At 65.1% G+C, this 15,988-nt stretch carries 17 protein-coding genes; 10 read left to right on the top strand and 7 right to left on the bottom strand.

Annotated features, from left to right (window positions below):
- The first annotated feature begins 1 nt into the window (after position 1).
- From Y900_RS04840 to Y900_RS04830, 3 genes are read left to right on the top strand one after another with little or no spacing between them, the layout of a single operon-like run.
- Positions 2–1,111, top strand: coding sequence for a phosphotransferase family protein (locus Y900_RS04840; protein ID WP_036339619.1), 1,110 nt, complete (start codon positions 2–4; stop codon positions 1,109–1,111).
- A 7-nt stretch (positions 1,112–1,118) separates the two neighbouring features.
- Complete coding sequence (locus tag Y900_RS04835) at positions 1,119–2,108, top strand: spirocyclase AveC family protein (protein WP_036339616.1); 990 nt, start codon at positions 1,119–1,121, stop codon at positions 2,106–2,108.
- A gap of 22 nt (positions 2,109–2,130) precedes the next feature.
- Entirely contained in the window at positions 2,131–3,741 is a 1,611-nt protein-coding gene (locus Y900_RS04830; protein ID WP_051660313.1) for a phytoene desaturase family protein, read from the top strand.
- Between the two features lie 6 nt (positions 3,742–3,747).
- On the opposite strand, the gene Y900_RS04825 is transcribed toward Y900_RS04830, so the two are convergent.
- The 5 genes from Y900_RS04825 to Y900_RS04805 all read right to left on the bottom strand — a co-directional run bounded on the left by Y900_RS04825 (position 3,748) and on the right by Y900_RS04805 (position 8,152).
- Entirely contained in the window at positions 3,748–4,017 is a 270-nt protein-coding gene (locus Y900_RS04825; protein WP_036339614.1) for a cytochrome C oxidase subunit IV family protein, read from the bottom strand.
- Between the two features lie 2 nt (positions 4,018–4,019).
- Entirely contained in the window at positions 4,020–4,607 is a 588-nt protein-coding gene (locus Y900_RS04820; RefSeq protein ID WP_081844986.1) for a cytochrome c oxidase subunit 3, read from the bottom strand.
- Positions 4,604–5,311, bottom strand: a complete 708-nt coding sequence (locus Y900_RS04815; RefSeq protein ID WP_036339611.1) for a hypothetical protein — start codon at positions 5,309–5,311, stop codon at positions 4,604–4,606. Before Y900_RS04815 ends, Y900_RS04820 begins: the two co-directional genes overlap by 4 nt.
- Positions 5,308–7,029: a phytoene desaturase family protein gene (locus tag Y900_RS04810; RefSeq protein ID WP_036339608.1), complete on the bottom strand. Its 1,722-nt coding sequence runs from the start codon at positions 7,027–7,029 to the stop codon at positions 5,308–5,310. Before Y900_RS04810 ends, Y900_RS04815 begins: the two co-directional genes overlap by 4 nt.
- 88 nt (positions 7,030–7,117) lie before the next feature.
- Positions 7,118–8,152 carry a hypothetical protein gene (locus Y900_RS04805; protein WP_036339605.1) on the bottom strand — a complete coding sequence of 345 codons (1,035 nt, stop codon included), beginning with the start codon at positions 8,150–8,152 and terminating at the stop codon, positions 7,118–7,120.
- A gap of 209 nt (positions 8,153–8,361) precedes the next feature.
- Here Y900_RS04805 and Y900_RS04800 point away from each other — a divergent pair, with 209 nt between their 5' ends.
- Positions 8,362–8,988 carry a TetR/AcrR family transcriptional regulator gene (locus Y900_RS04800; protein WP_109751020.1) on the top strand — a complete coding sequence of 209 codons (627 nt, stop codon included), beginning with the start codon at positions 8,362–8,364 and terminating at the stop codon, positions 8,986–8,988.
- On the opposite strand, the gene Y900_RS04795 is transcribed toward Y900_RS04800, so the two are convergent.
- Positions 8,976–9,575 (bottom strand): TetR/AcrR family transcriptional regulator, encoded by a 600-nt coding sequence (locus Y900_RS04795; protein WP_036339600.1) that lies wholly within the window; start codon positions 9,573–9,575, stop codon positions 8,976–8,978. The genes Y900_RS04800 and Y900_RS04795 overlap by 13 nt on opposite strands.
- A gap of 111 nt (positions 9,576–9,686) precedes the next feature.
- Between Y900_RS04795 and Y900_RS04790 the strand changes: the two genes are divergently transcribed.
- A complete protein-coding gene (locus Y900_RS04790; RefSeq protein WP_036339598.1) occupies positions 9,687–10,688 on the top strand; it encodes a spirocyclase AveC family protein in 1,002 nt (333 codons plus the stop codon).
- 12 nt (positions 10,689–10,700) lie between these two features.
- Positions 10,701–11,486 (top strand): hypothetical protein, encoded by a 786-nt coding sequence (locus tag Y900_RS04785; protein WP_036339596.1) that lies wholly within the window; start codon positions 10,701–10,703, stop codon positions 11,484–11,486.
- Here the strand turns inward: Y900_RS04785 and Y900_RS04780 are convergent.
- Positions 11,471–12,268, bottom strand: a complete 798-nt coding sequence (locus Y900_RS04780; protein ID WP_036339593.1) for an SDR family NAD(P)-dependent oxidoreductase — start codon at positions 12,266–12,268, stop codon at positions 11,471–11,473. The genes Y900_RS04785 and Y900_RS04780 overlap by 16 nt on opposite strands.
- Before the next feature lie 108 nt (positions 12,269–12,376).
- Between Y900_RS04780 and Y900_RS04775 the strand changes: the two genes are divergently transcribed.
- The 4 genes from Y900_RS04775 to Y900_RS04760 are packed head-to-tail and all read left to right on the top strand — an operon-like array spanning position 12,377 to position 15,988.
- Positions 12,377–13,144, top strand: coding sequence for an enoyl-CoA hydratase/isomerase family protein (locus Y900_RS04775; RefSeq protein WP_036339591.1), 768 nt, complete (start codon positions 12,377–12,379; stop codon positions 13,142–13,144).
- A complete protein-coding gene (locus Y900_RS04770) occupies positions 13,141–13,941 on the top strand; it encodes an enoyl-CoA hydratase/isomerase family protein (protein WP_036339588.1) in 801 nt (266 codons plus the stop codon). Before Y900_RS04775 ends, Y900_RS04770 begins: the two co-directional genes overlap by 4 nt.
- Positions 13,938–14,723: an enoyl-CoA hydratase/isomerase family protein gene (locus Y900_RS04765; protein ID WP_036339586.1), complete on the top strand. Its 786-nt coding sequence runs from the start codon at positions 13,938–13,940 to the stop codon at positions 14,721–14,723. Before Y900_RS04770 ends, Y900_RS04765 begins: the two co-directional genes overlap by 4 nt.
- Positions 14,720–15,988, top strand: a complete 1,269-nt coding sequence (locus Y900_RS04760; RefSeq protein WP_036339583.1) for an aromatic ring-hydroxylating oxygenase subunit alpha — start codon at positions 14,720–14,722, stop codon at positions 15,986–15,988. The genes Y900_RS04765 and Y900_RS04760 overlap by 4 nt, the downstream gene beginning before the upstream one ends.

Here is a 15,988-nt window from a genome sequence, read left to right as displayed (position 1 = left end):
CATGGCGTTGAAGAACGAGATCGACACCGAGGATGCATCGCGGCGACTGGCCGCGTGGATGGAATCGAAAATCGATGGAGCCCAACATGTTCAGGTGACCGACCTGGAAGTTCCTGCCTCGGCAGGTCTGTCCAACGAAACGGTGTTGTTCACGGCATCGTGGCACCAGGCTGGGACGGTCCACACCCGCAAGATGGTGGCCCGGGTGCAACCGGCGGGCCAAGGCGTGTTCGCGTCGTATGACCTCGGCAAGGAAGCCAGTGTCATCGCTGCGCTTGGCTCGGTGGGGGTGCCGGTACCCGAGGTGTATTTCTACGAGCAGGATCCGGCGGTGTTCGGGTCGCCCTTCCTGGTCATGCAGCGGGTCGACGGCCGGGTGCCCTCTGATGATCCGCCGTTCACCGCGGGTGGGTGGGTCCTCGATCTCACCCCGGAGCAACGAACCACCATGTGGCACAACAGTATCAATGCGCTCGCACAGATCCACGCCGCTGATTGGCGGGCGCTGGGCCTGGACTTCTTGGACACCGATGCCAACGGCAGCGGAGTGCACGCCCAGCTCGCCAACTGGCGTGAGTCGTTCACCTGGGCGGCCGACGGGGAGGCCAATCCCACCATCGAGCACGCATTGGAATGGCTCGCCGACAATGTTCCCGCCGCGCCGTCGGCGACGGTGCTGAATTGGGGTGACGCCCGGGTCGGCAACATCATCTTCGCCGACGACCTGTCGGCCGCCGCGCTGCTCGACTGGGAGATGGTGACCCTGGGCTGCCGTGAACTCGACCTCGGTTGGTGGCTGTTCCTGATGCGGCACCACACCGAGGGGATCGGATTTCCGCTCCCGGAGGGCATTCCGGATCGCGCCGACACTCTGGCGTACTACACGTCGATCACCGGCTACACCCCGGTGGACATCGACTATTACGAGATCCTCGCCGCCACCAAACTGTCCATCATCATGGTGCGGGCCGCACACATGATGATCGCGATGGGCCTTATGCCGCCGGATTCGCCGATGGCACTGAACAATCCGGCCAGCCAGCTGTTGGCCGAATTGCTCGGCCTCTCGGCGCTGACGGGTGAGACCGCGACGTTCATCGGCAACCGTTGAGCACCCCGTGCTGACCGACAGTCCGTCCCGCCGTACCACTCCAGACACGCTCGGCGCCGACGCGCAACGAGGTGCGGTCTCGCTGTGGGCGCTACTGGGTGTCGCGTGGATCCTGTTCGTCGGGCAGGCGTGGACCCGATGGGTTCTGTCCGACACGCAGTTCGGCCCGGCGCCCATCCAGGGGCCGGATGTATTCGACGGCACCGCGCTGGTGGTGCTGCGCGTCATCGAGGTGGTCAGCCTGCTGATCGCCGCGGCGACCATCTGGGTGTTCCTCATCAAGCCGTTGATCGTGCAGCGCAAGCTGACCCTAGACGGGATGATCGTCATCGGATCGCTGCTCGCCTCCGGTATCGACCCGCTGATCAACTACTTTCACTACACGTTCGCGTGGAATGCGCACGCGCTCAACGCTGGATCGTGGCTGGCGTTCTTCCCGCTGCACCAGGGACCGACGCGATACGCCGAGGGATTGGCCTGGTTCGTGCCGCAGTACCTCTACCTGGGCATTGGTTTGGCCGCCATCGAGTGCCGCATCATCCTCGCGCTGCGCCGGCGCTACCCGAGCATCCCCAACATTCGGTCGTTCAGCGTGGCGTTCGTCGCCATCTTCTGCGTGGACATGGTGATCGAGCAGGTATTCATCCGCACCCGGGTCTACGCCTTCCCCCGCGCGTGGGAAGCCCTCACCCTGTTCGCCGGCACGCCCTATCAGTTCCCGGTGTACGAGAGCATCTTCGTCGCGATCTACGCCGCCGGATTCACCTATCTGCGGATGTCAGCCCACGACAGTGCGGACGGGACTCCGTTCTTACATCGCGGAATCCAGCGCTGGCCCAGCCAGTTCCGGACGCCGGTGAAGCTGCTCGCAGTCATCGGGTTCTGCGCCGTGTGGGCGGCACTGGCGTACTTCATCCCCTGGAGCTGGATGTCGGTCAATCCCGACTCGATCATCACTCCGCCGTCCTACATGCTGCCCGGTCCCACAACGCCGTAACTCTCGAGGAGAAGTGCACCCCGTGTCATCGCAAACCCAACCCCAGCCGCTGCCCGCTGAAGCCGATTACGTCATCGTCGGCGCGGGACACAACGGGCTGACGGCCGCCTGTTATCTGGCTCGCGCCGGCCACAGCGTCGCCGTCGTCGAAGCGTCACCGACGGTCGGCGGTATGACGTCGACCAACGCCACCCTGCCCAGCGCACCCGGACATTTCTTCAACGAGGGCGCTATCCAGCTCACCGGCATATTTCAGTTGTCGGGGGTCGCCGAGGACCTCGAATTGCACAAGTACGGCTTGCGGCAGATCTCGGTCGATCCCGCCCACGTCCAATTAGCTCCGGATGAAAGCTCATTGGCGATCTGGAAGGACGCCAGCCGCACCGCCGACGAACTGCGGCGATTTTCGCCGAAGGATGCGCGGGCATGGCTGGATCTGGCCAATGCGCTGGACCCGGCCATGGATGTGGTGGTCGCCTATATGAAGTCGCATCCGCTGCGGCCGTGGAATGCCGAGATGGGCAAAGCTTTTGCCCGCGCGGCCCGGCACCCCAAGCGGCTGTGGTCGCTGCGGCACATGGCCACCGCATCGCACACCGAGTTCCTGGAAGAGACCTTTGAGTCCGAATTGCCCAAGGGTGCCCTGGCGGCGATGGCGGCCTTCTCCCAGATGCGCCTGGACATGACGGCGTGGGCGATGATCTACCTGGGCGTGGTGCAAAAGGTTGCGAACGGGATGCCGGTCGGGGGCACCGGTGCGCTGCCGGCAGCGCTGCATCGCTGCCTGCTCGCGCTCGGGGGGACGGTCCACACCGACAGTCGGGTCCACGAATTCGTGATGAGCGGCGATCGGGTCACCGGTGTGCAGCTCGACACCGGGCAGGTCGTCAAGGCGCGCACCGCCGTGATCGCCACCTGCAATCCGGTGATCACGCTCAATGAGCTTCTGCCCCAGGGGGTTTTGGACACCAAGCTGTCAGCGCGGGCCAAGGACATCCCGATCCGCAAGACGCATGCCACATCGCTGAAGATCAATGTCGCCATCGACGGGGAAGTGTCGATGCAGCGCCACGAGAAGTGGCGAGGCAACGATCTCGACCTGCGCAAGTATCTCGTCGCGTGGCACACGCTCGAGGAACAGGACGCCGGATGGAACTCGCTGGTCCGCGGCGAATGGCCCGACCCGGTGCCGGTGAGCTGCGCGATCATCCCGTCCGCGGTCGATCCGTCACAGGCTCCGCCGGGGCGCAGCAACCTGTGGCTGTGGTCGGGGGTGATTCCGGTGACCCCACGGGAACCGTGGGAGGACGTCCGCGACAAGATCGGCGATTCCGTACTGCGTGACTGCGCCCTGTACTACGAGGGACTCGACAGTCTCGAGATCGACCGGGCGGTGTTGGGTGGCCCCGATATCGAGCAGCGCTTCAATGCGCCCGCCGGCAATGTCTACCACGTCGATCCGTTGATCACCCGGTTCGGACCGTTGAAGCCGGCGCCTGGTCTCGGTGCGTATCGGACCCCGGTAAAGGGGCTGTACCTCAGCGGGGCCGGCACTCACCCGGTCGGCGGTGTGTGTGCGCTGCCGGGAAAGCTGGCCGCGCAGACCGCTCTTCGCGATCGCGCGAAGGGCTGAGACCCCTCAGGGCCTGACCACCAGGTCGAGGACGACCAGTGCCGCGAACACCACGAGCACGTAACCCTCGAACAGGACACGCAGGGCCGTCGGCGCAATCCGTACGTCCATGAAATGCAGACCGATGAGGCGCACCTTGAACAGGGCGATCCCGATGATCGCGATCGCGGCGGCCCCAGCGAGATCGGCGCTCTGCTCGATACCGACCACGAACGATCCGAAGGTCAGCGCCAGGAGCACTGCCCACACCAGGGTCAACCGACGCGTGGCGGTCATCGTCACCTCACCAGATAGAACAGCGCGAACAGAACCACCCAGAGCAGATCCACCATGTGCCAGAAGATTCCACCGGTCTCACACAGCCGGCGCTGAGTATCTTCGAGCGTGGGCCGCCGGGTGAGGAAGGTCAACCGGGTGAGCAGCGCCATCCCGATCAGCACATGCACCAGGTGGATTCCGGTGAACACGAAGTAGTACGAGAAGTATTCACCGCTGCTGACACCCTTGCCTGCGCTGAACAGTTGAGTCCACTCGACGGCTTTGACCACCACGAACCCGGCACCACAGCCGATCGCACCGGTGAACAACCGGGTGGCGTTCTGATGCCGACCGGCGAGCACCCGCTGAACGCCGAGGACGACCAGCAGTGAACTACTCAGCAGCAGAACGATGTTCACGGTCCCGAGCGCGACGTGGAGGTCGGCGTGCCCCGCGGCGAACGACTGTGGGTTCTTGCCCCGCGAATACATGAAGGTCGCGAAGAACAGCGCGAACACCGTCATATCGCCGAGGACGAAAACCCAGATTCCTTCTTCGCCGGGAATCCTGCGCTGGGTCTGCGGCTCCACGTCGTGCAGTGCAGTCACGTCGCCAAAACGCCTTGTGCCGAACATCTTTCGTCGCTCGATGCGGTGACCCACAGCTGCCACGACATGATCAGGAACCACACTCCGAAGAATACCGCGACCAACCAGAAGGCCAGCAGCCCGTTCCACGCGAAGACACCGTCTTTGAAGAGCACCACCAATCCGCCTGCGGCGAAGATGAAGGCGCACCACACGTTGAAGTAACCCAGCCACCGCGGCCAGACGGCGGTCTTGGCCCCGAAGATGGCGAACCCGATCACCAGGCACTGGATGGTGGCGGCCGGCCAGTTCATCACGAAGGGCAGCCAGCCCAGATCGTTGAGCGCCTGGGTGACCTCAGGATCGCGTTCCGGACGGTACGACGCCGCGGCGAACGCGAACGTCGGCATCAGGATCGCTACCACCGCAAGTCCGGTGCCGACCAGTTGGGTGTAGGCCAGCGGCGAGTACCGAGTGCCGTCCATCTGCCGAATCCGGACCGCCATCAATGCTCCGAAGGGCGCCTGTAATCCCGCTGCGGCCAGCATGATCACCAAACCCGTTCGCTTGAGTCCGGTGTTGGTCGACCAGAACTGCGCGACCTGCTCGGCGGTCCGCATCGGCGACATCGGCGGCAGCAGCCCGATCATGATGATGGCCGGAAACAGCAGCAATACAAATGCTGCGCCGCACACCGCCATGACGCGCTGAACGTCGCGCGTCATGACGAGAGTTCAGTCGGGAAGGGATCGTTGGGCCCGCTCGCGTATGGGTTCTCGGACAACGCCACGCGCTTACGTTCCCGCCGCAGCCGGTCTTTCAGAGCGCCAAGGCGCCCGCCCTGATCTTCCAGGCGGAACTGCTTGAGCATGGTGCGCGCCGCATTCTGGCCGGGCATCCCGCTGATCCCGGCGACCGGATGGGTGCCCGAGCCGGTCAGGAACAGCCCTTCGACCGGCGTGCGATAGCCGGCGAACCCGCTGACCGGCTTGTTGGGCCCGAATCGGCTGATCGTCGGATCGACGTGATACACCGAGCCGTCGATGGCCCAGAACCGCTCCTCGATATCGGGCAACACCAAGGGCCGCACGGCAACCTGGAGATCCTCGACACCCTTGTAGTACTGGTCGGCATCTTTGATGATGCTGTCGGTGATCTTCTTGCGCGCCACATCCCACCCCTCTTCGGGAAAGGATGGGGTCAGCCCGGTCCAGAACCACCACAGGTCCTTGCCCGGCGGCGACATCGACGGATCGAACGCGTTGGTCACCTGCGCCAGGCCGGGGATCGCGTCGGGCACCTGGCCCCGGACGCACGACTTTGCGGCTTCTTTGGCTTGCTCGTAAGTGTGGTAGCAGTTGCAGGCCAGTCGCAGGTCGATACCGTCGCCGCGCCACTTCTCGTGCTTGGACATGTCCACCCGGCCCGACAGTGCGACATTGACTTTCGCGTCGGCGATACCGCGCTTGCGGGTCGGGATGTGGTCGGCGGCAACCTGCTTCTTGTGCTCGAGGATGCCGCGGGGGAGCAGCCGGGTCAGGGTGGTCTTCGGGCTGCATGCGGTCAAAACACCACGCCGGGCGCGGATCTCGGTGCCGCCACGAACCCGGACGCCGACGCAGCGATTGGACTCGACGATGAGTTCCTCAACCGGTGAGCTGGTGATGATGTCGCCGCCGTTGTCCTTGATGACCCCGATCAGCGCCTTGGGCAGCGAACCGGTACCGCCGTGGAACATGGCGACGCCGTACTTGGACAGCACGCCGAGATAGATCAGCGACCACCCGGACAGGTCGGCGTCGAACGGCATGAACGGCAGCGATGTCAGCAGTGGCGCCCGGATCATGTCGTGCTCGAAGCTCTCTTCCACCGCTTCGGTCTGCGAGCTTGCCATCCAGCGCCCGATCGCACTCAGTTGTCTGCGATTTTTCGCAACGCCTCTGGCGGCCTTGAGGATTGCCGAGATGTCGGGTGCCACAACGTTGGTCTGCATCATCGGCAGGCCGATCTCGACAGCGGCGTCGATCACTTCGTAGAGCTCGAGGAGTGCGCGAGCATCCCTGCGGGAGAAGTACTCCAGTTCCGAGGCCGTCTTGCGTGGGTCGCGCCACAGACCGAGCGAGCTGCCGTCGGCGGCCAGCTGGAAATGCGCAGGGTCGATGACGGTCTGGCGCAGCCCGTAACGGGTCGACAGCTCGAGGTCGTCGTTGATCGTGGTGGTGCGGAACAACGACGCTTGAATCGAGGCCTCGTTGATGGTGTATTCGGGTGCTTCCGGGGCGAACGAGTTCGTCGATGTCATACCACCGGCGGTGGCCGCCGCCTCCACGACCAAGACCTTGAGCCCGGCCTTGGCCAGGTAGGCCGCAGCGACTAGGCCGTTGTGCCCGGAGCCGACGACAACGACGTCGACTTCGCGCGGGGGCTGGGCAACTTCAGACATGACAAGTCCTCATCGAAGGTAGAAGGGAAGGACGGAAGGCGATGGGCCGGAACCGGTTGCACTCGGAACCGGCCCACCGCTTCGCGGGTCAGAGCGTCGTTGCCGGCTGGCGGTTCTGCTGGGATCCGTTGAGGATGATGGTCGGGCCGACGACAAGCGCCTGGGCGGGATCCTCGGGGTCGACGGCGATTCCGTCGCCGGGCGTGACGCCGCCTTCCTCGCACATCTTGCGCCACAGGTTCTGCCGGCCGGTGCGGGTCGGGATGAACTTGCCGTAGGCGAACACCCGCCAGAAGGTCCACTTGGGCGCGGGCTGCGAATTCGGCCGTCCGACAAGGCGATGCAGCACGAACATCCAGCCCACCATCATCGCCATCATGACGGCGGCGCCAATCCAACGCACGGCGGTCGGCAGCGTGGAGTTGTGGATCAGGATGTGCGGGAAGCCCACACCGAAGTAGGCGACCATCATGCCGAACGGAGCCACCAGCAGCAGCAAGAGCTTCTGCGCGCCTTTGAGTCTCGGGACAGCGAAGGCGAGGATGGCGCCGATCGTGACGAACGAACCACCGTTGATGAAGCCCCACCAGTACGGGAAGTTCAGGAAGCTGAACGGTTGCACGCCGTAATAGAGGTACGTGCCCAGGTTGATGCCTGCGGTCTCCATGATGGCGTCGGTGACGATGCCCATCCCCAGCAACATCACGAAGTGGCTGGCATGGGCGCCATTGCGGATCACGAAGTAGCAGAAATACGCCTCGAGTCCCAGGAACGCCATGTAGCACGGCGGGATCAGCAGGGGCACCGTGATCCCGAAGTTGGTGAACGCGGGGATCAGGTTGTTGGCCCAGTGCAGATGGCCGAGCAGGTCGAGCATCGGCTCGAGCAGGCTGCAGATCAGGCCACTGGCGAGCACGATCAGCGGGACGTAGTTGCGGCTGCGCACCGCGGCCCGGATCGCCCAGGGCAGCGCGACGACAACCGCCAGCGCGCCCGCGATCAAGAAGAAGGCGATCTCCGCGGTCAGGCTGACGCTGAAATCACCGGGCGCCGGCAGGATGTTGGGCGGCCATCCTTGACCCTGCACCAGGGGTGACCAACTCAGGCTCAACGTGGGACTCATCGATTCGGCCTCTCCTTATGATTCGGGCCCGCATGCCCGCTGACGTGCTGTTTCTCCGCGGTTGCCGCGGCGCTGGCACCGCTCGGCGCCTGTGGACCAGCTCACACTAACATCGTGTCTAGACATTGTGTATAGCTGTTTTGAAATTAGATTAGATTGATTGGACGGGCCCGCGTGGAGCGGCTCTCGGCGACGGTAAGGTGGCTGCGATGACGGAGGCGACGCGTCGACCGCGCTCGGTTGACCTCAACGGGGTGCCGCCGGTCGATGCCATCTACGCGGCGACGGCCCGGCTGATGGAGCGTCAGGCGTTCGCCGACATCAGCGTGGCGCAGATCCTCACTGAGGCGAACATCTCGAGAGCCACGTTCTACTTTTACTTCTCGTCGAAGTTCTCGGTGCTGTCCGGTCTGCTCGAGGCGGCGATGGAGGACATCTTCGGAACCGTGCAGCCGTTTCTCGAGCGCTCGCCCGACGACCCACCCTCGTTGGCGTTGGAGCGAAGTATCCGTGCGGTGACTCATACCTGGCATCGGCACCGGGCGGTGTTGCAGGCGGCCAACCAGCACTGGCACAGCGAGCCGGCGTTGCGCACGCTCTGGCTTGCGGTCGTCGAGCGCTTCGTCGCCGCAGGTGCCGCCGAGATCGATCGCGAGCGTGCGGCCGGGCTCATCACCTCGGACCTGCCGAGCCGGACGCTGGCAGCCACCCTGTTCTGGAGCACCGAGCGGGTGCTGCACATCGCCGGCATGGGAGTGGATCCCGAGCTGACCGACGAAGAGGCGATGGTCGGCCCACTCGTCGCGATGTGGAACGGGACGCTCTACGGCAGGTGAGGTTGCGTAACGCTCGCCATGGCGAGTGACGTCATCACGAACCGTTCGATCATCGCCCGCTCGTCGTCCTCAGGGATGTTGCGGCGCAGGATGATCGACGCGTAGACGGTGTGGAGCCAGTCGGAGATATCCCGATTCGACAGATCGTCGCGAAGCAGATGCCGTGCGCGGCCGACGTCGAGCCACGGCTGCCAGAAGCGTAGCCCGCGCTCCACCAGTTCGGCTGACCACAGGGCCTCGTGCGCGGTGATCGGGCTGCCGTCGCCGAGCAGTCCCGACAGTTCGGGGTCATTGCGCAATGTCTCGATGATCTGCACCGAGAGCTCGACGAACGACTCGGTGAAGCTACCGTCCGGAATGGTGGCGCAAGGCGCGGCGGCATCGGCAATCTCGACGATCCGCTCGATGGCGGCGGCCAGCACCAACTCGCGACGATCGAAGAAAACCTTGTACACCATCTGCCTGCTGTAGCCCGCGCCGCGGGCGACATCCGTCATCGTCACCGCACGTACCCCGTTGGCGCGGAACAGCTCCCGCGCCGCGGCGATGATCCGGCCTCGGGCGGCTTCGCGTGGGGTCGGAGTCATCTCGGCAGACTACCCGCGTTCGACCCGCCCGTTGACATCACGGCGTGTATGCCGTCATTATCACCCGAACGGTTACAAAATGACTAGTTTGTCTACTGGAGGTTTTTCGCGATGTCTGTGACCACGGGCCCCGGTGACACGGTCGCCGCGAAGCGGGCCGTCTCGGATCCGCCGCCGCTGGGGCGGCAGGGTCCGGCCACCTTCCTGGCTCTCATCGGCGTCGTGTGGTTCGTGATCTGCGTCGAAGTCATTGTGCGATGGGTGACTTCGGGTGAGGAGTTCACCCCGGCGCCACGGATCGGGCCCGACGTCATGGAAGATTGGCGACTGGTCGCGCTGCGGATCTTCGAGGCGATCAGCCTCGCGGTGATGGCGGCCTTCGTCTGGTATTGCGTGGTCAAGCCGCTGCGTGAGACCCGCTCGTTGAGCCTTGACGGTAAGTTCGTGATCGGCGGCATCATCTGCTTCGTGGCGGACGCCTTCCTCAATGTGCAGCAGTATCTATTCGCCTGGAACAGCGCGAACGTCAATCGCGGTGTCTGGGTTCGGTTTCTGCCGTTCCACAACCCGGAGGCGCCGAGCCGGTATGCGGAGTCGCTGATTTGGGGCCCGCCGATGTACATCTACTTCTGCGCCGGTGTGGCCATCGTAGCGTGCCACGAGGCGAAGCGGGTGCGGCGCCGGTGGCCGGCCATGTCGAAATTTCGGCTGTTCGCCATTGTCTTCATTTTCGAATTCATCTTCGATTTTGTCGTGGAGAATGTGGTGATCAGGACCACCCACGCCTACGCGTTTGCGAAAACCTATGAGCCGCTGACCCTGTGGTCCGGTGAGGTGCACCAGTTCCCGATCTACGAGTCGATTCTGGTGGCCTTCGTGGGATGTGTCTTCACCTGGGCCAGGATGGAGGCGGAGGAGCGGCCGGTGGGAGAGTCGCCGATCGAACTCGGGGCCGAACGGTGGCGCCCGTCGCTGCGCGGTCACGTCCGCAACTTCGCGGTCCTCGGATTCTGCATGGTCACTTTGGTATTCGTGTACCACCTCCCGTTCAACTGGCTCGGGCTGATCGGAACATCGCATGCCAATCTGCCCAGCTATCTGCTGGCGGGCTGAGCGGAGGACCTGATGGCACCGGTAACGACGCTAGGAATCGATACGCCCGTGTGGCCGACCGGCCAATGGATTGCCACCGTGCTCACGTTCGCTCTGGCGGCCATGGTGGTGGTGTGGGTTGTGCGGCTGTGCCGGCGGGAATCGATCGTCTGGCCGCTGTTCGTCCTGGTCAGCGGGACGCTCACCTGCCTGATGGAACCGCTCTTCGACCGCTTGTACGGGTTATGGTTCCGCGAGCAAGGCCAGTGGCACCTCTACACGACATTTGGTAGTCATCAACCGATCTGGGTGCCTGCGGCATATCTGACGTTCTACGGCGGCGCCAGCGTGTTCATCGCTCGCACGATTGCCCGCCGGCCTGCCATGCGCACCGTGTGGACGATGTACGCATTCATCGTCGTGATGGCGATCGCGGCGGAGATGACTTATATCAGTGTGCTGAAGGTGTACGAGTATCAGGACAGTCAGCCGTTCGTCGTGCTCGGCTACCCGATCTTCCTCGGTTTCACCAACGCGATATCGGCTCTGGTCAGCGGCATCGTGATTTATCGACTGGTCCCGCGGTTGCGCGGAGTCGGCTACCTGTACCTGATCCCGGTCGTCCCGATGGCCTTCGCGGCAGGGCTTTTCGGCTCCGGGATCCTGTACCTTTCGGTGCGCCACTCGGTCGACAACCCGCCGATGGTGCTGGTCCATCTCGCCGCGCTGACAGTTGTCGGCGGCATCGCCAGCACGGTGGGCTTGCTGGGCCGGCTGCTTGTGGAACCGAAGGTGCCCGAGTCTCAGGGCATCGTGTAGCCGCCGCTGACCGAGATCAGCTGTCCGGTGACCTGGCCGGCGGCCACCGGGGAGGCGAAGAACAGCACTGCGTTCCCGACGTCGTCGGCGGTGGTGAGCTGACGGGTCGGGGTGTCCTTGAGCATGAACTCGATCTGCTTGGGATTGAACACCTCGTCCTGGCCGACCGACCACAGGCTGGCCGCGCCCACCGCATCGGCGCTCTCCGGGATCACCAGACCGGGGCAGACGATGTTGGAGCGGATGCCGTGCCTGCCGTGCTCGCGAGCCGTGGTGCGCGCCAACGCCACCATCGCCGCCTTCGAGGCGCCGTAGACCCCCTGGCGGATCTGGCCGAAGGCCGCGTCACTGGCGATGGAGACGATCGACCCGCCGCCGCCGTCCTTCATCGGTCCGATCGCAGCCTGGGTCGCCGCAATGGCCGAGAACAGGTTGATCTCGATGGTGCGCTGCCATTTGTCGCGGTCGGTGTCGGTCGCGATGAACCCGGGCACACTCCATCCGGCGTTGTTGACCAGCACGTCGACGCCGCCCCAGTGCTTGACCGCGGCGCCCACCGCGACCTCGCCACCATCGGGCGCCGTCAGATCGGCGATCGCGAGCTCGACCGCGGCTGCGCCCAGCTCCAGCGCCTCGGCCTTGACCTTCTCGGCCTGCGGTTCGTCGATGTCGTTCAACACAATTCGCGCACCCTCGGCGGCGAATCGGTGCACGATGCCGCGTCCGATGTTGGATGCCCCGCCGGTGATCACGACGCGGGCGTCGGCCAGTCCCAGATCCACGTTGACCCTTCCGGTCGGGGCGCACTTGAGGCCACCCCAGCGATTGGTTTAACCTAGATTAGAAATTATGATTAGATTTGTCCATATCCGGCTTCTGAGGAGACCCAGATGAGCGTCACGACGTCGCTCGACGGTCACGTCGGGTGGATCACCCTGGATCGTCCGGATCGGATGAACGCGATCACCGTCGGACTCGCACGTGCACTGCGCGCGGCCATCGAATCCGTCGGCGCCGACGCCGCCGTCAACGTGATCGTGATCCGGGGCAGCGGCGGAAACTTCTGCGCCGGCGGTGACTTCGACGAGGTCCAACGACTGCGTGCCCAGGGACCCGCCGCACTGACCGAGTTGTTCGCAGCCTTTCGCGACGCCTGTGACGCCATCGCCGGCGTGGAGACCCCGGTGATCGCCGCGGTCGAGGGGTCCGCGGCGGCCGGCGGCTTCGAGCTGATGCAGGCCGCCGACATCGTCCTGGTCAGCGAGACGGCCAAGATCACCGACAACCACGTCAACTACGGGATGGTTCCCGGCGGCGGCGGAACCGCGCGGCTGCCGCACCTCATCGGCCGACAGCAGGCGCTCGGCGTATTGCTGTCGGGCGATCGGCTTTCCGGGCTCGACGCAGTGCGACTGGGTTTGGCCTACCGGGCCTTTCCCCACGATCAATTCGACGACGGCATCGCCCGTTTCGCCACCCGGCTCGGCGAACGGCGACGGGACGCGGTGACCACCATCAAGCGGCTCGTCGCCGTCGGAGTCGACGACGGCCTGCGTGCGGGGCTCGACGCAGAGATGGCTGCGGTGGTCCGCCACATCGCCGGCGGCGCGGGATCGGACAGCGTCACGGCCTTCCAGAGCAGAGAGGTTCGTGCATGACGACATCGATCGAGGCCCCGGTCGCCGTGGCGGTCAGCGACGGCATCGCCCGGCTACGGCTGAACCGGCCCGAGGCGTCCAACGGCCTCAACGTGGAGATTCTCAAGGCGCTGCATGAAGCGATCCTGGCCTGTCATGCCGACCCGGCCGTACGCGTCGTGCTGATGACGGGTGAGGGCCGTAACTTCTGCGCAGGCGGCGACGTCAAGACCTTCGAATCCAAGGGCGCCGACCTGCCCGACTACCTGCGTGAAGCGACGGCCTGGCTCCAGTTGGCCACTGCGGCGCTGATCCAACTTCGGGTCCCCGTCGTCACCGCGGTGCAGGGTTTCGCGGCCGGTGGTGGGGGACTGGGCCTGGTGTGTGCCTCCGACATCGTGGTGGCCGCACGGTCGGCGAAGTTCTTCTCCGGCGCCGTGCGGGTCGGGATGGCACCCGACGGTGGTTCGTCGGTCACGCTGACCCAGCTGGTCGGATTGCGACAGGCATTGCGCATCCTGCTGACGAATCCCACGCTATCGGCCGACGAGGCCGCCGAGATCGGGCTCATCACCGAAGTCGTCGACGACGACGCGCTGACGGCACGCGCCGAGGACCTTGCGTCCCAGCTGGTCCAACTGCCCACCGCGGCCCTGTCCGCCACCAAGCGGCTGGTGTGGAGCGGCGTCGGGCAGTCGGTCGAACAGCGGTTGGCTGAAGAGGCCCGAACGGTTTCCGAACTGTCCGGCACCGCGGACGCATTGGAAGGTCTGCGCGCGGTGATCGAACGGCGCCCGCCGAAGTTCGGCGGCCTGTGAGCATCCTGATCGACGACGCAGGCCCGGTTCGCACGATCACCCTCAACCGGCCGGCGGTCCGCAACGCGATCGACCTGCCGCTGCGCATCGAGTTGGCAGAGGCGATCGAGGCGGCCGACGCCGACCCGGGGGTGCGGGCGATCGTGCTGACCGGTGCGGGTGGTTCGTTCTGCTCCGGCGGCGATATCGCCACCATGACCAGGATGGCTCCCGATGCGGCTTTGGAGCGGATCAATCTTGCGCAGAACGTGATTCGGGCGATCTGGGCTACCCCCAAGCCGGTGCTGGCCGCGGTGGAGGGTTCCGCATTCGGTGCGGGTGCCGGGCTCGCCGCGGCCTGCGACCGGGTCGTCGCCGCTCGCGACGCCCGCTTCGCGGCGACCTTCACCAACGTCGGTCTGTCCGGCGACATGGGTACCTATGTATCGCTGCCGGCCCGGATCGGCGCGGCCCGGACTCGTCAGCTGATCCTGTTTCCGGCTCCGCTGTCCGCCACCGACGCGTGGGAGCTCGGATTGGTGGACAGCCTGGCCGAGCCGGGCGAAGCGCTCGCCACCGCGGTCGCCGATGCGGCCGCTCTGGCGCAGCGCCCAGCGGAAGCGCTCGGCGTCATCAAGACGCTGCTGGCGATCGCCCCGACCATGCACCCATTGGACGTTCTCGACCGGGAGGCCGCGGAACAGGCGCGCCTGTTCGACAGCGATGACTTCGCCGAAGCGGTCGATGCGTTCGCCGCCAAGCGGAATCCGGTATTCGGAACCACACAAGGAGTACGGCAATGACCTCGGTTATCGATCCGGCCGCGGGAACCGCAGGGCGCTACGACCGCTTGATCCGCCACGACAAGGTGCACGGGTCGATGTACACCGACCCGACTATCTTCGCCGACGAGCTGAACAAGATCTGGTACCGCAGTTGGGTGTTCGTGGGTCACGAGAGTGAGGTTGCCCGGCCCGGCGACTACGTCCGCAAGAAGCTGGGGTTGCAGGACGTGATCATGACGCGGGACCGCGACGGGCAGGTGCACTTGCTGCTCAACCGGTGCAGTCATCGTGGAAACCAGGTCTGCGATGACGCCAAGGGCAATTCGAGTACATTCCGCTGCCCGTTCCACGGCTGGACGTTTCGTAATACCGGTGAGCTGATCGGGTTTCCGTTCTTCAAGGGGTACGGGCAGCGTCAGCTCGACATGCCGATGGGCCGGGTTCCGCGAATGGACTCTTATCGCGGCTTCGTGTTCGGCAGCTTCGCCGCCGAGGGGCCGACTCTGCTCGAACACCTCGGTGCGGCGGCCGGTGAGATCGACCGGCTCTGCGGGTTGTCCCCGGAGGGCACCGTCGAGCTGAACGCCGGGTGGCTGCAGCATCAGACCCGGGCCAACTGGAAACTGGTGGTGGAGAACGAGACCGATGGCTACCACCCGCAATTCGTGCACGGTGCGATCCTCGGCGTCACACAATCCACGATCGGACCGCTCTACAGTGACTCGTCGATCGCGGTGACGCGCGACCTCGGCAACGGCCACAGCGAGAATGATCTGCGGCCGGAGTTCCGCAAGCACGCGACACCGATGCGCTGGTTCGGCACCACCGAAGCCCGGGTCCCCGAATACGTCGCGGCCATGCGGGCCCGCCATGGCGAGGCCGCCGAGAAGATCCTCATCGAGGGTGCGCCGCACGTGATGATCTTCCCGAATCTGTTCATCGCCGAAATCCAGGTGTTCAACCTGCAACCGGTCTCCGTCGGGGAGTGCGTGCAGTACTCCACCGCCGTGCAGCTGGTGGGTGCGCCCGAACTCAACAAGCGCCTGGTGTCACAGTGTTTGGCCTCGGTCGGACCGGCCGGCATGCTGCTGGCCGATGACACCGAGATGTATGAGCGCAATCAGGCCGGCCTGGAGGTGCGCGACCCGGAGTGGCTGGACGTGCGGCGCGGGCTGAATCGCGAGCGGGTCGACGAGCACGGATTCACCATCGGCACCAACACCGACGAGACCGGTATGCGGGCGTTCTGGTCGCATTACAAGCAGCTGATGGAACAGGACTGA

The sequence above is a fragment of the Mycolicibacterium aromaticivorans JS19b1 = JCM 16368 genome (assembly GCF_000559085.1).
Lineage (GTDB): Bacteria > Actinomycetota > Actinomycetes > Mycobacteriales > Mycobacteriaceae > Mycobacterium > Mycobacterium aromaticivorans.
Note: the sequence above shows the minus strand (reverse complement) of the source record. Positions and strands in the feature narration are given on the sequence as shown.